Below are 17,380 nucleotides of genomic sequence, written 5' to 3'. Positions count from 1 at the left end.
CGATTCTTTCATCCTCGGATAAACGGACAGCTCTCTTTTTATACCAATGCCGCAAGCATGAATTTTTCAGGTAAAAATAACTGTTAAAATCCAACAACGCCCAGCTTATAAACAGGTACAAAAAAAGAGCTGACTACATAAATGTATGTAGTCAACTCTTAAGGTAGTTGGTAGAGACTCTGGGCCAATCCCCAGGATATACATATCAGACAATTTGCTTTATTGAATTATCTATATTATATACCCTTAAAAAAATTTAGTCTATCTGCATTTTTCTCAAATATTTTCTTTATTTTTATGCATTTTTCACAAAAACAACCTAAAAATTTTTGCATTTTATCGTTATATTTTCACAAGAATAACGTCTTATTCCTCTAATGCCTGACGAATATCTTCTATGATATCCTCTGCATCCTCAATACCGACGCTGAAGCGGATCATGGACGGATCAACGCCTGCCTCTACAAGCTGCTCATTGGTCAGCTGTCTATGCGTATGGCTTGCAGGATGAAGAACGGCTGTGCGGGAATCAGCCACATGGGTTTCAATGGAGCAGAGCTTTAACCGATCCATAAATCTGGCTGCTCCCTCTCTGCCGGATTTTAAGCCAAAGGAAATAACGCCGCAGGTACCATCCGGCATATATTTCTTTGCAAGCTCATAATATTTGTCGCCTTCCAGTCCGGGATAATTTACCCAGGCCACATCCTCTCTGGATTTCAGATAGGAAGCTACCTTATATGCATTTTCACAGTGCCGGGGCATTCTCAGATGAAGAGTCTCAAGGCCTACGTTGATCAGAAAGGCATGCTGGGGAGACTGGATCGATCCAAGGTCACGCATCAGCTGTGCAGTAGCCTTTGTAATATAGGCCATTTTCCCGAATTTCTGCGTATAGATTACACCGTGATAGGACTCATCCGGCTCTGTCAGGCACTTAAACTTATCGTGGTGAGCCTCCCAGTCAAAATTGCCGCTGTCTACGATACAGCCGCCTATGGTCATGGCGTGGCCGTCCATGTACTTGGTGGTACTGTGGGTTACAATATCTGCTCCCCACTCAAAGGGACGACAGTTGATAGGGGTTGCAAATGTATTGTCCACAATCAGGGGAACACCATGGTCATGGGCTGCTTTTGCAAATTTTTCAATATCCAGAACCGTTAATGCAGGGTTGGCAATGGTCTCTGCAAATAATGCCTTTGTATTGGGGCGGAACGCTGCTGCCAGCTCCTCTTCAGTGGCATCCGGGCTTACCAGGGTACATTCCACTCCCATTTTAGGGATCGTAACCGTAAAGAGGTTCGTTGTCCCGCCGTAAATAGCCGCAGAGCTTACCACATGGTCTCCTGCCTGACACAGATTCATCACCGCATAAAAATTAGCCGCCTGGCCTGAGGAAGTAAGCATGGCGCCCACACCGCCCTCCAGCTCGCAGATCTTGGCTGCGACCGCGTCATTGGTGGGGTTTGCCAGTCTTGTATAGAAATATCCGTTTTCTTCCAGATCAAACAGACGTCCCATCTGCTCGCTTGAGGTGTACTTAAAGGTCGTGCTCTGGTAAATAGGCAGCTGTCTTGGTTCGCCGTTTTTCGGCTCCCAGCCACCCTGAATACAGATAGTGTCTAATGAACGCTTTTTTGTCATACTTCTCTCCTCCTGGGGTCGGTTTCCGTAAAATTTGATACTGTTTGGAACAGCTGCTTTTTATTATAACCCAGGTTGGATGGGGATTCAACTTGAAATTGTGGGAGTTGTCGTATGGGCGTCCTGCCTCCTGTCTGTCCGGGCTCAGGTTTCCGGCCATAAGAAGATCTAAGGGGCCTGGATTTTTCTAAAAACAAGAGCCACATCAAAAACTCGCTGCGCTCAGACAGGTTTGATGTGGCTCTTAACGAAAAGTCCAGCCTCCTAAAACCTTCTAATGACCTCCAAAAATCGCCCGGACAGACAGGAGGCAGGACGCCCCGGCTGGGGATATAATAGCCGATGGGACAAAAATTAATATAATCTCTGATACTGAATGTGTTTAAGCATCTACATAGAGATATACCAATCCTGATAAGATCAGGTAGAACCAGGTGGTTGGGTTGGAGAACCAGGTGGTGAAGAAGGACAGGATCATGTACATGGCGATCTGGGCGTAGATGATGTGGCCTGCGGGGCAGGTGAGTTTTTTCCTGAAGCGGATCAGGCCGTAGCAGGCCGCGCCCAGAAGAGCTCCGAAAAAGATCATGCCGAAAACGCCGAAATCATAGTAGGCGTCGTAAAATAAGGTGACCGTCGTCAGTTCCTCTTTTGTTACATATAATGGAAAGTTCACGAGAGACGGAAACAGGAATTTAAGGCCTGTCAGCGCCCATAATGGAAACAGTCCCTTGAGTCCGAAGCTGTGGCGGCCCAGCTGTTCTACCAGGCAGTTGAAGTTGTCGTAATTATTAGCAATGTAGATATAAGGCTGGGTGATGAAAATGGGCATATGGCTGTTTTTCATCTCAAAGATGCCGTTTAAATATTCTACACTGTGGCTTCTTAATACGGTGAGGATCAGGTAGGCCGGGATTAAAAGGACGATCAAAATTCCTGCGTGTATCAGACTGAAGCTTCCGGTCATAGAGATATAGGTGAATACCGCCATGCCTGCTGCAAGGATCAGCTGAAATCTGGATACGCATAAAAGCGGGATAGAAAGAGCCACCACATCCAAAACCACTGCCAGCCAAAAGCCTCTGTCTCTTGTAAGTCCTCTTCCCCGTCTGGCTGTCATTACGCTGTAAACCACGGAAAGACTGGGAACCAGTACGCAGGATACGGTAAAGTAATGAACTCCGCTGATGTGGAACTCTGAATAGGCGTGAGGTACGCCGTAAGAAAACATGGGAACAAAGCCCAGTCTCCAGGCCTCAAATAAAAAGGCCAGAAGGGATACTGCAGTGATGACGCTCATGGAAATCAGGAGGCGCTTTGCCTGCAGGGGCGATTCCCCGGAGGAAAAAAAGCGGTAAACTGACTGCATGTCCTTTTCCGACCAGCCGTCAAAAAGACGGGTGAGTATCTCAAAGACCGTCCAGAAAAAAACGACAGCCAGAAAAAGGCTGATCCAGGTCATAAGCGCCCAGTCAGTCTGAAGCCTGGAAAGCTTAAAGCAGGAGATCCCCTGTCCGCCCACAAAAAAGAGACAGAACAGTCCCCGAAGATGGATCAGGTTTCCTGTTCTCATATAATCCTTTATATACAGCCACAGAGCTGCTCCTAAGAGCACAAGGCCGGACAGCACATAAATGTGCTGCCAGGCCAGGATAAAACTTACAATGTAACAAATGAGGTAAACTAACATCAGTCGGTCATCTTCTCCATAAATTCTTTCATATAAGCTTCCACTTCTGCCGCTGTAGCAAAGCTCATTGCCTTCTCTGCCACTGCCTGCAGCTCCTTAATGCTGAAGCCTGTTACCAGCTTTCTGGTGCGCAGCACTGCAGAGGCGCTCATACTGAACTCATTTAAGCCAAAGGCAAGCAGCAGCGGAACCATCATGGGATCGCTGGCAGCCTCGCCGCACATTCCTACCATAATGCCTGTTTCCCGTCCGCAGGCAATAATATGGCGGATACTTCTAAGGACAGCCGGATTAAAGGTGGAGTAAAGGTAGGAAATCTTTTTATTTCCGCGGTCTACCGACATGGTATACTGGGTCAGGTCATTAGTTCCGATGCTGAAGAAGTCTGCTTCCTTTGCAAAAATATCAGCGATCAGGGATGCTGCCGCAGTCTCCACCATGATGCCTACCTGAATATCCTTCTTATAGGCAATTCCCTTTTCATCCAGTTCCTTTTTGATCTCTTCGATCAGGGCCTTTGCCTCTCTGAATTCATCGATACAGGTTACAAGAGGAATCATGATGCGGATGTTTCCAAATGCACTGGCTCTTAAAAGGGCGCGCAACTGAGGCTTATAGATATCCTCCTTACGATCCAGGCATAACCGGATAGCACGGTAGCCAAGGAATGGATTTTCATCCTTTTCAAGTCCCATATAAGGAATTTCCTTATCGCCTCCGATATCCAGGGTACGGATGATCACCGGCTTTCCGTTCATAGCGGCAGCTACCTTTTTATAAGCCTCAAACTGCTCCTCCTCTGTAGGCATTGCAGTGCGGTCCATGAATAAGAACTCCGTACGGAACAGACCGATTCCCTCTGCGTCATACTGAAGCACCTTATCAATATCCTCAGGCTTTCCGATATTGGCTACGATCTCAACCTGTACACCATCTTTTGTCACAGAGGGCTGTCCGATATATTTTTCCAGCTCCTTCTTATCCATTAAAAACTGCTCTCTCTTTGCTTCGTAAGCAGCCTTTACCTCTGCCTCCGGATTTACATAAACCTCTCCGGCGCTTCCGTCAAGGACAACCGTGTCTCCATCCTTTACCTCATCTAACAGGCCGTTTACGGCAACTACCGCAGGAATCTCCAGGGCTCTTGCAAGAATTGCACTGTGGGAGGTACGTCCGCCAAGTTCTGTTACAATACCGGTTACATTCGCCGGATTGATGCCTGCTGTCATAGACGGGGTCAGATCCTTTGCCACCAGGATCGTTCCTGCCGGAAGGGCAGATACGTCCACAGACTGAAGTCCCATCAGGGTACGCTGCATACGCACCTTAATGTCCCGCATATCGGTCGCTCTCTGCTGCATCAGCTCATCGCCCATGGACGCGAACATATCTGCATACATATTGCAGACACTTTCAATGGCAAACTCACTGTTTACCTTATCATTCTGAATAGAATTTTCAATCTCCCCTGTCAGCATCGGGTCAGATAAAAGCATCATATGGCCCTGCATGATCTCGGCTTCCTTTTCACCCACACGGGCAGCCAGATCCTCAGCCATTTTTTGGGTTTCAGCAATGGTCGTTTCCAGCGCTCCCTTAAAACGCTGCACCTCTGCCTCTGTATCGTTTACTTCTCTCCTTGTAATGATAAGCTCTGCTTCCTCCACAATCACCGCAGTACCGATGCCGATACCGTCAGAAGCATTTGTTCCCTTATACATATGTATTTCCTCCTTAATATTTTGAAATCCCGGCCCATACCGGTATTTCCTTATTTATACTCACAACCTTTGGTTGCCGTCATCATTCTCCCAGACGGTCGTCCACCAGACGGATAATGGCTTTAAGAGCCTCTTCCTCATCGGAACCATCACAGATAAATTCCACTTCCTCACCGCATTTGACACAGGCTCCAAGAACGCTTAAAACACTCTTTGCATTGGCCGTAACGTTGCGGACCCTGAAGGATATTTTTGATTTAAACTTTAACGCTTCCTTGCACAAAATTCCTGCCGGCCTTAAGTGAAGGCCGGATGGATTTTTAATTATAGTTGCCTCATTTACCATATAACTTCACTCCTGTCTTATCCATAATACACGCTGCTATGACTGCTCGGAAGCAGAGGCGCTTTCTTCCTCTGTCTCTGCCTGGCTTTCCGTTTCCATGCTCTCTTTTGATTCCTCTGTCCGGTCATGGACAATGATCTGAAGAGGATCACAGCTTACCAGCTCATAGGCGGCTCCCAGCTGAAACGTTACTTCTGCCGTATGGGTTCCGGGCTTCATATCGCTTACATCCACCTCTGCCTCCAGGCTTTCCTCGGTCAGCTGATCCAGATCCTCCGCCAGCCCCTTGATGGTAACCGTGATCTGATCCCGGTCAAACTGATAGCTATAGTGGCTGGATGCACCTACCTGGCGGACTGCATCGGCTCCCAGCACAATATCCTTTGTTTCAAGAGGCTCTACCTTGATGGTAACCGTAATCTGACTTTCCTCTCCTGCAAGAGATACTCCGTCCGGCAGATACTGTTTCAGATCAATATTGACCTTGCGGTCTGAATCAGCTCCGTCCATATTCAACTCTGTCTTCGGAATGGTAATGGAATTGATTCCCGCCAGATCGGATTTAAGTCCGACTACTTCCACCGAGTTAATGCTGGACTCAATCCCTGTATAGCGGTATCCTTCTGCCACACGGCCCTCTGTTTCAAAATTCAATCCCAGATTCTTTACCTTGAGAATAGACTGATCATAATCCGCCTCCGTCCGGCTTAAAATAACCCGTTCATCCAGGGCAATCTCCTCGCCATTGGCATCGTAACATTTAATGGGCCTGGTACCGGTAAGATCCTCCGTCGCCCCGCTTAAGTCGATTTCAATCCCCACGCTGCTGATCTGTCCTACCAGAGACTGGGGGCCGCTTACAACGATCTTAGACGGTGACAAACTGACGCTTCCCTGGCGGTAGCCTTCCTCCGCCTTTCCTACATATTTAGGCGTAAGCTCAAAAGGCTTCTCCTGCAGATCCTCTGTCCTTACACGGATCACTCCCGGCTTGGCTTCTACCGAATCCACACGGTTATTTTTAACCTCTATCTTGACAGGAACTGCACCTGTAGGCTCATACATATCTGCCAGATCAATATAGGCTCTGAAATCTGAAGGAGAAACACCTCCTGCGTCCAGAGTCCGGACCTTGTAGGAAACAGTAACCGTACTCCTGTCGTCTAAAAGCTCATAGGTCTTTTTACTGGAGGTAAGCACAGATTCATTGATCACATCCAGAGACACGATCTGGGTTGCTGTAATATCAGGGTTTGATATATTTACCACAGCCAGCCATACAAAGAAAGCGATGAATACGGAAAGAATTTTCAGTTTTAAATTATTTATCAGCTTTTTTTCCATTGATCAGCCTTCCCTTCCATAACCTAAACCGACTGCCAGACGGTTCGGCTGTTTCCCGGATCCCGGACAGGATCGTTCTGAGGGTTTCTGCGTCAGATACCGTCTGAAGATGTCCTTCCTGAGCAACGGAAACACGTCCCGTTTCCTCTGATACAACAATCGTCAGGCTGTCTGTACTTTCACTAACGCCTACTGCCGCACGGTGGCGTGTTCCCAGAGCCTTGTTGATGGACATATTATCCGACAGAGGCAGGTAGCAGGTAGCTGCTGCTACCCGATTTCCCCGGATCACCACTGCTCCGTCATGAAGGGGGGTATTGTGCTCAAATATATTGATCAGAAGCTGGCTGCTGATCAGTCCGTTGATCTCAATTCCCGTACGCTCAATCTCCTTTAAGGAGGTGCCGCGTTCAATCACCATCAGAGCTCCCGTCTTTACCTTTGCCATTTCAAAGGTGGCGCGGACCAGCTCATTGACCGTACGCTCATTAAATCCGCTTCCTTCTTTACCGGAAGAGTCTACCGGAAGAAAATTGGTAATAATATTCTGGCTTCCCAGCTGCTCCAAAGCCTTTCTGAGTTCCGGCTGAAATACAACTAAAAGAGCCGTTACCGCAATGGCTGTAATATTTTTGATGATCCAGAGAATGGTATCGAGCTTAAACAGCACCACAACCACTGAAAAGGCAAAAATCACCAAAAGGCCTTTTAGAAGAGTCCAGGCTCTGGTGTTTTTGATCCAGACCAAAAGCTCGTAGACAAGAAAAGAAATAATAGCGATCTCCACTATATTTTTGGCTGAGATCCTGGGCAGCAGAGACAGCCAGGATGACAGCTTATCCAGCACTTCCAGAAAAATATCCATCTTCTATCGCCCTCCTCTCACAAATATCATATGTTACGGCTGCCTTGTTCCTCCCGGCTCACGCTCTCTTGCGCTCCGCCTGTGCGTATTGATCTTTTTTACCCGCACATCTGTGGTGCTCATAGTCATCTTTGGAACAGCTTTTACATAGTAGTAATAGTCATCGTCCTCAAACTGCACATACTCCGTGCGGGAGTAGTCTACTGAAAAAATAAAGAAATTATACAAAGCCGCCAAAGCCGCCGACACCAGCATCCCCACAACCATTTCAAGAGGTGCTGCCGGCACACCAAACACAAAATCACCGATAAAGATCACCACAAGCTCTGCTACAGAACCTGTCACAATGGCTGCCAGCCAGGCATAGTCAATGGAAAGGCGGCGGATCAGGTATACCACAAGAATACCTACCGCACAGGTAGCGATCATCACCGTCATGGTCTGATTTAAAAATACGGACCGCACAATCTGGCTGTAGCGCTGTACCATGTCCACGGCGGCTTCTCCTGTGAGAACGCCTGCATTCTGCTTTACATACATGATAAGGTAGTAAAAAAAGATGCCGCAGCCCACAGGGATCACGGAACTTAAGCTTCCTCCCAGTCCTACCAGAAGCGGAACCGCATAAGGGATTTTAAACAGAAATGCCAGCGACGTAAGAACCATAAGCCAGCTGTCTCCCGGTTTAAAGCCATAATAAAGGATGCCTATTATCATCATCACAAGAACCGCGATCAGCGCCATTTCTACAGACACCGCATACAGATGAACTGCCAAAAATCCCCCTATGAGAAATACCAGCATACAGTTGGGAAGCAGCGTTCCGACCAGGCAGACCATAAAAACCACCAGTGGATTCTTAAGTTTTGCCATATATCCAACAGTAGAATTGATGCTTAAAACAGTGCACAATGTAAACAGAAAGCGGATCAGCGGATGGAGCAGCTGATTATATTTCTGATAAAATCCCTTCAGATGCTCTTTCCAGAGCAGCAGTCCTGTCATATAGCTCTTCCTCCCCGTTTTTCTCTGCCTGTATCCGGCTGGTCTTTTCCATATCGTCTGATCAGATGTTTTAAGCGGGCTGTAAACATCGTCTGGCTCCGTGCGGCTATCTCATAGCGCCGGGAGCTGATCTTCCAGGTAACGGCAAGATATAAAACCAGACCTCCCACATATGCAAACGTCCCGTTTTTAATCCAGCCAAGAACCGTGTCGGGCCCGGCCCCGCCCAAGATCACATCCAATCTGTACATCGCCCAGGTGAAAACGATCAAAAGGAAGCTGAAGGTATAGCCGAAAAAGCCCCTGAACATCTGACCGCCCACATAATCGCTCCTAAAAAAACGGTTTACGGGAAAAATCTTTCTGCCTTCATTCTTTTCAAATATGGCCAGCTCTGTCATATAGCGGATCTTCTCTTCATTCAGCATAGGAACGCTCCTTATTATATGCCCGGAAATGATTTACAGGCACAGGATTCTCAAAATATGTCAATTCAGTATACCACAACTTTTTATATTTTGCGACACTTTAAATGAACTTTTATTTTTGTATGTCCGAAAAGGACAGACAGGTTTCTTTAAAGCAATCGCCCGGAAGCGGCTTATTAATATAGTAACCCTGGATCATATCGCAGCCCATTTCTTTTAAAATATCTGCCTGTTCCTTTGTCTCCACGCCCTCGGCCACCGTACGGATCTTAAGGCTTTTGCAGGCCGCAAATACGCTCTGGGCCACAATTCCTGCCTTTGGATTGTGGAACATATCTGTGACAATGCTTCGGTCTATTTTCAGGATCTTGATCGGGAGATCATAAAGCACATGGATATTGCTGTACTCCGTTCCGAAATCGTCCAGGGAAATACCATAGCCGTCCTCTGTAAATGCTGTGGTAATGGCCTTCAGGCTGATATTGTCTACTGCGCTGATAGTTTCTGTAATCTCAATGGAAATAAGCCTGTGCGGAATACGATAACGGTCTGTAATACCGCAGGTTTCTTCTAATATCCCCGGCTCTAAAATCGTAATTCTGGAATAATTAAGAGAAACAGGAAATCCTTCCCAGCCTTCATCCAGCCACTGGCGCATCAGGCGGCAGCTCTCCTCCAGCACAAAAAGGTCAATATAGCGGATCAGCCCGGCCTTTTCAATTTCCGGCAGAAATTTATCCGGCGTAATTACACCCTTTCTTCCATGTTGATAGCGCACCAGCGCCTCTGCTCCACAGATACGGCCTGTTTTTAAGTCTGCCTTGGGTTGGAAAAAAGCAGTAAACCCGCCTCTTTTTATCGCCTGTTTAAGCTCAGAAAGCATTCGGGCTGCGGCAGGCGTCCTTCCGCCATAGGCCCTGGTACTTCTCTGGTTCATGGCGATCTGCAGTTTTTCCTCCACCTGCTGCTGAAGCTTCATGGGCGCCTGAACCTGAGCTGTCCACACATATTCGCAGAGAATCTGCCCCGGGCACAGCGTTTCTGCTTCCATCTGAAACCGCCTGCCTTGTTCCTCAAACCGGTCTTTTGTTACATCTGCAAAACGGATCAGAAAGCCCGCTCCACTGATGCGGTAGCAGTCCGCCCCCTTAAAAATTTCCCGTATCTTCTCTCCCAGCTGTGCTAAAAGCCGGTCGCCTCCTGCATGGCCATAGCGCTGATTATATCCCTTAAAATCCCAGATATGGATCCCTGCTACTCCCATGGATGAATAGATTTCCTGATTTTCGTGGCTCAGGCACCGGATATAGGACTAATAATTTAAAAGCCCTGATTCCCTGTCATGGGTCATAACATAGCTGTATTTTTCCTGCATCAAACGGTACTGGGCCATCTTTCCCACAAAGCCGGAAATTTCCCTCAATACTCTGGAACACTGTTCCTTATCCCATACCCCTTCTGCTACAAGCAGGCCTGTAAGGCAGTCTCCCCAGCAGCCAGTCCACAAAAGCGGGAATTGATACGATGTTTCTTCCAGCAGGCCTTCCAGCCCCCCATAGGCAGCTTCCTCCCTCTTTTCTGCTTCAAACACCTGTTCCTGTCCAGATCTTGCACCCAGACGTTCCCATAAAAGAGAAGCTTCTTCTGCTGGAATAAAAGAAAGCCTCTGCGCAGCCGCTGCTTCTCCAAAGGCCGGTGGTATAATACCGGTATCCCCAATTTTGAAGCATTCTCTTAAAAGCTCCCAGGAAAGCTTCTGCCTCTCTGCTGTCTCACTCCTCTCCCCATAGACCTTCATCTGGTTTTTGCCCTCATATTTAGCCCGTTCCAGAGCTTTTAAACTCCTGTGATACAGCTGGTCGTATGTAACGGTTTCCTCACAGCTGCAGCAAAGACCTGCCGACCAGCTCATATACAAAAGCTCGTCCCCCGCCTGATACGTCCGGCACAGCAGCCTGCGCAGTCTGCCAGCCTCCTCCCTGATCTCATCTGCTGAGGAGATATCAAAGTAAAAGATGAGAAATACATCCTGCTCCAGCCGTCCTGCCACGGAAAGGGGCGGAAGGCTGCTGCGCAGGATCGTGCTGGCCTGACGGAGAACCTCTTCCTTTTCGCCTCTGGACCAATTTTTTCCTGTTTTTGAAAAATCATCCATATCCAGGATCAGCGTAGCATGAATACCGTTTTTGCTGTTTTTATTTTCCAGTATGCTCTGGATCATAAGGCGGACGGTTGTCTGATCATAAAAACCGCTGACAATATCAGTTCCGGCTTTGTATTCCAGCGCCAGCTCTCTCTTTTTCTGCTCATCAATGTTTCTGGCATAGCCATATAAAAGAAGATCTCCGTCATTCTGCCGCACTGCATGGAAATCCATTCTGGCCCACCGGATCCTTCCTTCCCTGTCCTTTTCCCTGAATTCAAAGGACGGAACTGCCCGTTTTAAAGTGATATCCCGCAAGATCTCTTCTCTGTTATATCTGAGTCCAAACCGCTTCCTGTCATCCTCGCTGGCAATATGGCTGTTGATGTAGCCTAAAAGGAAGGAAAGGCTTCTGTCACTGCTCTCTCTGTTAAGCTTCTCATCCAACCCCCAAAGCTCCTCCAGCCGTTCTCTGGTCAGATTGAAACGGAAGGAAAAAAGAAGTTCCTTCTCTCCCAGAGGTTTATCCGCACTTCCCTTCGAAGCCCGTATAATAGCCGTCGTCAAAAAGGAATCCAGCTCCTTTTGTCCCACCGTAGTTCTGGCAATTCCCGGTTTTGGAGCCATCAGGCTCTTTTCATGTTCTTTATCCAGATTGCGGATCACCCCTGCAAACAGCTCCGGGCGGCCATTTCCATCTCTGTACATCCGCCCTCTGCATAAAAGATGCTTCCATGTGCCGTCTGCTGCCTTCGCCCGGTATACAATGGCATGGCGGTCTGTCCTTCCGTCTGCAATCTCCTGATTACTGTCCAAAAACATTCTTGCGTCATCCGGATGGATCCTGCGTTTCCAAAAGGAAGCTGCATTTTTTACCACCTGCCCGGGAAGCCCAAAGTCCTCCGCCATCTGCCAGGTATAACGAAACTCTCCTGTCTTCAGATTGCCTACAAAGATATAATCATCAAGACTCTCCGACAGGGCGTCTAAAAGCTGGTCTTTATGATAGGAAAAAGCGTTTCCTCTCGTCGCCGCTTCTTTGCTGAGCCGTCTGGCTGCCTGCTTTCCGGATAATATGTGATAATCTCTCTTGCGTATATACATCTGCATATCCGCTACGGAAAGAACGTCGGAAACAGAGAGCCTGTGGCCTCCATTCACAGTCACCAGACCGTAGCTGAAGGTTGCCTCATAATCGATGCCAACGGACTGTCTGCGCTCCTTTAAGCGCGCAAGGATTTCCTCAAGAATACCGGCTGCCTGATCAGAATCCTTATTCTGGAAAACCAGAATGAACTCATCTCCGCTGAGGCGGAAAGCAAAATCAGAAGCCTCCATCCCTTCCTGCATGGTACAGGCCGTAACCTTTAAAAAACGGTCGCCTTCCAGATGGCCATATGTGTCATTGACCCATTTCAATCCATTTAGATCGCAAAGAGCTACCGTACAAAGCCCGTCCTCCTTTAAGGAGGAAAGAACCTCGCTTAGATGATTTTTTCCCGCATTCCGGTTTAAGAGCCCGGTCAGTTCGTCAATAGAGGCCTCGATGGACAGCTGAAGAAAGGAGGTAATATCCACGGAATTCTGTATGTGATACCTGCGCCCGTTCCATTCCTCCAGCCAGTCATAATTGATATAATCACGGCCTGAAGCCTCATTGTGCTCCCGCCAGACAATGGCTTCTCCCAATTCTTTGTCAGCCAGAGCCGGTATTTTGCAGAAAGGACAGGGTTCCTTCATATCCTTTTGCAGAATCTCCCAGCAATATTTCCCCTCCGGCATTTCACAGTTAAAAGCCTCCTTGATATATCCGTTGGTATAAAGAATCTCATGTGTAACAGGGTCTGTAATATAGAGGCTGGACTGCATCCGTTCTATAATCCTCTTTAAAAATTCCGCATCAAATTCATAATCCATACTCCTGCACCCCTCTGCCGTCTATTCTCTCTTTCCTGTCCGGAAAAGAAATGTATTCTGTCATTTATTATATCCGCAGTTCCATGTAATGTAAATAGTGAACCAGACAGATACGCTGCTTATCATTCATAATTGAATACTATATGAAGTAAATATTAATTTTTTATGAATTTGCTTAAAACTCTTGTATTATTTTAAAAATATGCTATTTTTTTATATTGATTCTAATACTGTGATTCTGTATCACAAACAGGATCCAAATATCATGTAAAGAGGTTAGATATGAATACACTGCGAATGCTTCATTATTTTAATTTTGTAATGGCCACTATCTTTGTTGTGTTTTATTTCTATCAGATTGGCTATCTGCTGTTAGGTCTGTGGAAACGGCACACAAAAGAGACAGATGTCTCCCATGCCCTTCACCGCTATGCAGCTGTGATTTCTGCCAGAAATGAGGCAAATGTAATCGGCGGCCTGATCGCAAGCCTGAAGGCCCAGGATTACCCTTCCGAGCTTCTTGATATCTATGTGATCGCCGATAACTGTACCGACAATACGGCTCAGGTAGCCTTAGAGGCAGGCGCCAAGGTATACCGCCGCTTTAACCGCCAGCTGATCGGAAAGGGCTACGCTTTGGATTATCTGTTTAAATGTCTGTCCGCTTCCGGAAAGGATGTTTATGACGGCTACTTTGTATTTGATGCCGATAATTATGTAGATCCCAATTTCGTACGGGAAATGAACAATACATTTGACGGCGGCCACTATGCGGCTCTGACCAGCTACCGCAATTCCAAAAACTTCGGAGCCAACTGGATCTCTGCCGGATATGGACTGTGGTTTCTGCGCGAAGCCCGCTTCCTTAACTTCCCCCGTATGCTTTTGGGAACCAACTGTGCCATTTCCGGCACCGGGTTTCTGGTATCCGGAGAAGTCATCCGTGAAAAGGGAGGCTGGCCCTTCCATCTTCTGACCGAGGATATTGAATTTTCTGTAAACTGCGCCATTGATGGAAAAGTGATCGGCTACTGTGACAAGGCCGTTATCTACGATGAACAGCCCGTAGACTTTAAACAGTCCTGGAGACAGAGACTGCGCTGGTCTAAGGGATTTTATCAGGTTGACTGGCACTACAGCCTGGATCTCATCCGCGGCTGCTTCCGTCCGGGCAGAAAGGGTTTCTCCTGCTATGACATTTTTATGACGGTAGCACCGGGAATGTTTTTTACCCTGGCAGCACTGATCATCAACGTGGTCATGCTGGGCGCCTATCTTACAGAACCCGGCTATATTGCCCGGATGATCGTGGAGGAAAATATCTTCTTTCTTGGAAGGACGCTTGGAATGTTTTATGTGAGCCTTCTGATCTACGGCGCTATCACCATGGCGGTAGAATGGAAACAGATTGCCATGTCTGCAGGCAGGAAGATCCTTTATACCTTCACCTTCCCGATTTTTATGTTTACCTATATTCCGATCTCTGCCGTTGCCCTTGTCAAAAAGGTAGAATGGAAACCCATCTGCCATGGAAATACGGCCGGAGAGCTGATTCCAAACAAGGGACAGGGGCGATAGGATTTCCCCTACAGCACATGGCGGAAAGGACTGATTACGATCCGGAGAAGCGCGTATACAGCCCTTTTTGCCATATCCTGCTCCCTCGGCTCATAATTTTGTCCGTCCTCAGTCCGGCCATCCGGGCTCATGTGGCGGCTTTTTTCTTTTAATGGCTGTGCCTGCTCACGGATAGAGGCGTTTAATTCAGGGCAGTCTACTGCCAGCGATTTGGTATGCTGCGCCTGGTCTCCCAGATACGCATAAATATGGACTCCAGTCTGGCAGATCTTCTTTTTCTGATTAAGATAATCGGTACATCCAAAGGGGTTGGTGCCGCTTTCTACGGCATTAATCACAATGTCCACTCTGGCGCCCTTTTCACAGACAGAGCGAAGATCCTCATACATCTTTCTGCTGCAGATCATATAGGGAGTCTGTACCAGGATATCTTCTTCCCCTTCCATGGCTGCGATCATCCTTTCCCATACAACAGGCTTCTTATTTTCCGGCTCTGTGGGATTCTCCACAGTTCAATTCCCCTGGTTTCCATGGTAGCCTTCTCCCAGTCCTCTTTTGAATAAATCCGGTCAAAGGCTTCCGGATACCGCTCTTTCACCCGCTCACAGCACTTCTCCAGCCCGCCTATGCCGCCTTTTGCATCAAACTCCTTACAGCAGGGCTGATTCCAAATCTCATGAAAAGATGCTTCCAGCGCCTGAAAAGAACTACCTTGTCCCGGCTTCTCTCCATAGACCAACAGATCCCTATCCTCGTTATAGCTTTCCTTATTATATCCCAAAAACCGGTTGTCTGTATTTCTGCCTCCCACAAAGCCGCCATGATATCCTGTCCGCTTTCCTCATCTCTGAAATCAAAGGTAGTGAGAATGATCCGTTCTCTAGCAGCCCCGATCAGTCTCAGTCTCCAGATCAGAGCCTCTTTATTATCATCAATACAGAGAATCCGTTCCGGCGTACTAAAGCTATCTCCTTCTGCATCCGCCCCTGGGCCATATCCTGCTTCTTTATGAAACAGCGGCGGGACCACCAGACAAAGGATCACGAATAAAAGCCACAAAAGCAATATCAGAACGGTATATCGAAGCCATTTTTTCATTTGCAGCTTCCCCTTTCATTTTCAGATGTTATAAAAAGAAGTATATCACAGATAAATAAAAATTCTTAAAAATTTTAATAAAAAAATATTACTTTCATTTGAATATTTCATAGAAATATGATATCCTAGTGAAGTTAAACATTTTAGAAAAGGAAGGTTATCAATGGAAAACACAAAGAAAATCACCTGGTACACCCTGGCATTCATGGCCTTTTCTACGGTCTGGGGCTTCGGAAATGTACTCAACGGCTTTGTATACTTTAACGGTATACAGGTTATTTTCAGCTGGATCCTGATGTTCGCACTGTATTTTGTGCCCTATGCCCTTATGGTAGGCGAGCTGGGATCTGCTTTTAAAACTTCCGGCGGCGGCGTCAGCTCCTGGATCCACGAAACGATCAGCCCGAAATTTGCCTACTACGCAGGCTGGACTTACTGGGCCTGCCACGTTACCTATATCGCCAGCAAGGGAAGCGGCGGCTTAAAGGCATTAAGCTGGATGTTCTTCCAGAACGGAACTACTTATGACCAGTTCCCAACCATCTGGATCCAGCTGGCTACACTGGCTGCGCTTTTATTCTTCTGCTGGGTAGCAAGCCGCGGCTTAAACCCATTAAAAAAGCTTGCAACCATTGCCGGAACCAGTATGTTCGTTATGTCCATCCTGTATATCCTGATGATGTTTGCAGCTCCTGCCATCAATCCAAACGGCGGCTATGTTACCATGGAATTCAGCAAGGAGACACTGATCCCTCAGTTTAACCTGGGATACTTTACCTCCTTATCCATCCTGGTATTTGCCGTAGGTGGCTGTGAGAAGATCTCCCCTTATGTAAATAAGGTAAAGGATCCTTCCCGCGGTTTCCCCAAGGGTATGATCGCTCTTGCCATTATGGTTATGGTCTGCGCAATCCTTGGAACCATCGCTATGGGTATGATGTTCGATCCTTCTGTGATCAACGAAAGCTCTGAAAGCTTTAACTCCTATGTATCCAACGGCGCTTACTGGTCCTTCCAGAAACTGGGTGAATACTACCATGTAGGAAACCTGCTGTTAATTATCTATGCAGCCTGCAATGCCATCGGCCAGTTCTCTACTCTGGTTTTAAGTATCGATGCTCCGCTGCGTATGCTTCTTGACAATGAGGATGCAAGACAGTTCGTTCCTACCAAATTGTTAAAGAAGAATCAGCATGGCGCTTATATCAACGGTATCTTTATGGTAGCCGGCCTGTCCGGAAGTATTATTCTGATCCAGTCCTTCGTTCCCGGAGCCGCAGCTGTACTGACACAGTTAAACAAGTTAAACTCTGTCACCATGCCGCTGCGTTACCTGTGGGTATTCGTAGCCTACATCGCTCTGCGCAAGGCAGCAGACAAGTTCCATCCGGAATACCGTTTTGTAAAAAATCAGGGCATTGCTCTGACTGCCGGTATCTGGTGCTTCGTTGTCACTGCATTCTGCTGTATCTTTGGCATGTATGTAGAAGGCGATCCGGCATCTACGGCTTTAAACGTGATCACTCCTTTTGTGCTTACTGCTCTTGGCCTGATCCTTCCGATCATCAAGAAAAACGAAAAAGCTGCCGGCTGAAAAA

At 47.3% G+C, this 17,380-nt stretch carries 14 protein-coding genes and 1 riboswitch; of the genes, 2 read left to right on the top strand and 12 right to left on the bottom strand.

What is annotated here, in order from left to right:
• Positions 1–128: 128 nt before the first annotated feature.
• Positions 129–224, bottom strand: a riboswitch (purine riboswitch).
• A gap of 142 nt (positions 225–366) precedes the next feature.
• From BN3656_RS10805 to BN3656_RS10760, 10 genes are all read right to left on the bottom strand, one after another.
• On the bottom strand, positions 367–1,647 hold the full coding sequence (locus tag BN3656_RS10805; RefSeq protein WP_066547861.1) for an O-acetylhomoserine aminocarboxypropyltransferase/cysteine synthase family protein: 1,281 nt from the start codon (positions 1,645–1,647) through the stop codon (positions 367–369).
• A gap of 382 nt (positions 1,648–2,029) precedes the next feature.
• A complete protein-coding gene (locus tag BN3656_RS10800) occupies positions 2,030–3,337 on the bottom strand; it encodes an O-antigen polymerase (protein WP_066547859.1) in 1,308 nt (435 codons plus the stop codon).
• Entirely contained in the window at positions 3,337–5,058 is a 1,722-nt protein-coding gene (gene ptsP, locus BN3656_RS10795; RefSeq protein WP_066547856.1) for a phosphoenolpyruvate--protein phosphotransferase, read from the bottom strand. The genes BN3656_RS10800 and ptsP overlap by 1 nt, the downstream gene beginning before the upstream one ends.
• Positions 5,059–5,140: 82 nt before the next feature.
• Entirely contained in the window at positions 5,141–5,404 is a 264-nt protein-coding gene (locus BN3656_RS10790; protein ID WP_066547853.1) for an HPr family phosphocarrier protein, read from the bottom strand.
• A 36-nt stretch (positions 5,405–5,440) separates the two neighbouring features.
• The gene (locus BN3656_RS10785) at positions 5,441–6,748 is read right to left on the bottom strand and encodes a CdaR family protein (RefSeq protein WP_066547851.1); all 1,308 of its coding nucleotides are present in this window, start codon (positions 6,746–6,748) and stop codon (positions 5,441–5,443) included.
• Entirely contained in the window at positions 6,726–7,613 is an 888-nt protein-coding gene (gene cdaA, locus BN3656_RS10780) for a diadenylate cyclase CdaA (protein ID WP_066547848.1), read from the bottom strand. Before cdaA ends, BN3656_RS10785 begins: the two co-directional genes overlap by 23 nt.
• A gap of 33 nt (positions 7,614–7,646) precedes the next feature.
• Positions 7,647–8,618: an ABC transporter permease gene (locus tag BN3656_RS10775; protein WP_066547844.1), complete on the bottom strand. Its 972-nt coding sequence runs from the start codon at positions 8,616–8,618 to the stop codon at positions 7,647–7,649.
• Complete coding sequence (locus BN3656_RS10770; RefSeq protein ID WP_066547840.1) at positions 8,615–9,046, bottom strand: hypothetical protein; 432 nt, start codon at positions 9,044–9,046, stop codon at positions 8,615–8,617. Before BN3656_RS10770 ends, BN3656_RS10775 begins: the two co-directional genes overlap by 4 nt.
• 112 nt (positions 9,047–9,158) lie before the next feature.
• The gene (locus tag BN3656_RS10765; protein ID WP_278284812.1) at positions 9,159–10,322 is read right to left on the bottom strand and encodes a GGDEF domain-containing phosphodiesterase; all 1,164 of its coding nucleotides are present in this window, start codon (positions 10,320–10,322) and stop codon (positions 9,159–9,161) included.
• 36 nt (positions 10,323–10,358) lie between these two features.
• Positions 10,359–13,106 carry a diguanylate cyclase gene (locus BN3656_RS10760; protein WP_066547836.1) on the bottom strand — a complete coding sequence of 916 codons (2,748 nt, stop codon included), beginning with the start codon at positions 13,104–13,106 and terminating at the stop codon, positions 10,359–10,361.
• A 282-nt stretch (positions 13,107–13,388) separates the two neighbouring features.
• On the opposite strand from BN3656_RS10760, the gene BN3656_RS10755 reads away from it, so the two are divergent.
• Positions 13,389–14,684, top strand: a complete 1,296-nt coding sequence (locus tag BN3656_RS10755; protein WP_066547824.1) for a glycosyltransferase family 2 protein — start codon at positions 13,389–13,391, stop codon at positions 14,682–14,684.
• Positions 14,685–14,692: 8 nt separating this feature from the next.
• Here the strand turns inward: BN3656_RS10755 and BN3656_RS16880 are convergent, their stop codons facing one another.
• Positions 14,693–15,193 carry a phospholipase D-like domain-containing protein gene (locus BN3656_RS16880; RefSeq protein WP_066547821.1) on the bottom strand — a complete coding sequence of 167 codons (501 nt, stop codon included), beginning with the start codon at positions 15,191–15,193 and terminating at the stop codon, positions 14,693–14,695.
• Positions 15,194–15,308: 115 nt separating this feature from the next.
• A complete protein-coding gene (locus tag BN3656_RS16875; protein ID WP_066547810.1) occupies positions 15,309–15,782 on the bottom strand; it encodes a hypothetical protein in 474 nt (157 codons plus the stop codon).
• Between the two features lie 163 nt (positions 15,783–15,945).
• Here BN3656_RS16875 and BN3656_RS10745 point away from each other — a divergent pair, with 163 nt between their 5' ends.
• Positions 15,946–17,376, top strand: a complete 1,431-nt coding sequence (locus BN3656_RS10745; RefSeq protein WP_066547807.1) for an amino acid permease — start codon at positions 15,946–15,948, stop codon at positions 17,374–17,376.
• Positions 17,377–17,380: the final 4 nt, after the last annotated feature.

The sequence above is a fragment of the Clostridium sp. AT4 genome (genome assembly GCF_001517625.2).
Taxonomy (GTDB): Bacteria; Bacillota; Clostridia; order Lachnospirales; family Lachnospiraceae; genus Enterocloster.
The sequence above is the reverse complement of the archived record's forward strand: the minus strand, read 5'-3'. Positions and strand labels throughout refer to the sequence as shown.